The sequence below is a fragment of the Phyllobacterium sp. YR531 genome (genome assembly GCF_000282595.1).
In the GTDB taxonomy this organism is placed as follows: Bacteria; Pseudomonadota; Alphaproteobacteria; order Rhizobiales; family Rhizobiaceae; genus Phyllobacterium.
The window spans coordinates 1-1,224 of record NZ_AKIZ01000028.1 but is presented as its reverse complement, the minus strand read 5'-3'; the positions used below and the strand labels follow the sequence as shown (position 1 = coordinate 1,224).

Here is a 1,224-nt window from a genome sequence, read left to right as displayed (position 1 = left end):
GCTAGAACGTCAGGACGAATTCTTCGCCTTGTCGTGCGGCTGTCAGTCGCCCGTCGCGAATGTCCTTGATGATCCAGCCATCTTCGAGCGCGGCTCCCTTGTAGAGCCGTGTTCCGTCTGAACTGATGGCATAGGGCGCATCCCCGAACCATACAGCCTGTAGATTGAATTTGGGAAGCACCTTCGGCGCCATCGCCCCGACCATGCTGGTCAGCACATAGGTTCCGCCATAGGTGCGATCGAACCAGTTCTGTATATTGCCCCAGGCCTTGCTGTCCTCTGCCGACAGAGCGCCCGATACGGTCAGCCGTGTGCCTTCCGCATTGATCTTCAGACCGGACAGCCCGACTTCCGTCAGCTTTGTCTGCAGCGATGCAGCAACCGGTTCGGCAGCAGCAGGCGCATGAACGCTTTCGATGGTCTGGCCATGCTTGGCCGAATGATGGGTAAGGGTTGTACTGTTCGAACCGAGGAAGTCCCCGACGCCTGCCTGCACGGCAGCAATTGTCAAAAGCGTCAATGCGCCGCCGCCAATGGCGATCCAGCTGGCGCGTGGCATCTTGCGCAAGCCCTCGCCCTCAGACACAGGCGATGACAGCTCGATGGTGGCAGTGCCGATCTTGACCGTGAAGGGCAAGGGGGCGCGCACGCCATGACCGACCGGTACAAGCGTGTCACCGTCAATGACAACCTCGCCGTCAATGGCCTCGATGAGAACAGCGGACCCTTGAAGCTGCAGCGTCATGTGATGGGCGCGGACATCGCGGTCGCTCAGGGTCAGATCGCAATCTGCAGCTGAACCAAGGCGATAGGAGCCGCCTTCCAGCGGCAGCAGGACACCATCATGAACGCCAGCCGTTACCTTGAGCAGCAAGGCTGTTTTCGGTTCCTGAAATCGAACGATGGAGCCCATGGCATTTGCCTCGTTTGCAAAGTATTCGAAGTATTCACATGCGTCTTTACATCGGGCTCAAACTGGCAAAAGGCGCCCGACCGGCAATAGGAATTTGCGCAGATGGCACAGTGCCGCCTGCGCAAACTTTAAAAATCAGTTGTTTGGACGCTGCTTGGCAGCATCAAGTGCGACCTTCTTTTCAGTCGTAATTTCAGTAATCTTTGCTGACTTCTCAATCGCCTTGTCAAACGCTTGCGTCATCTTGTCGATTGAAGCATCCGATCCGGTTGCTCCGCCGCCAACACCTTGAACAGCCATGCTATTTCTCC

General features: G+C 57.0%; 1 protein-coding gene. It reads right to left on the bottom strand.

Annotated elements, in window-relative coordinates; translation table 11 throughout:
* Position 1: 1 nt before the first annotated feature.
* Entirely contained in the window at positions 2-913 is a 912-nt protein-coding gene (locus tag PMI41_RS17160) for an FHA domain-containing protein (protein ID WP_008126944.1), read from the bottom strand.
* Positions 914-1,224 lie beyond the last annotated feature (311 nt).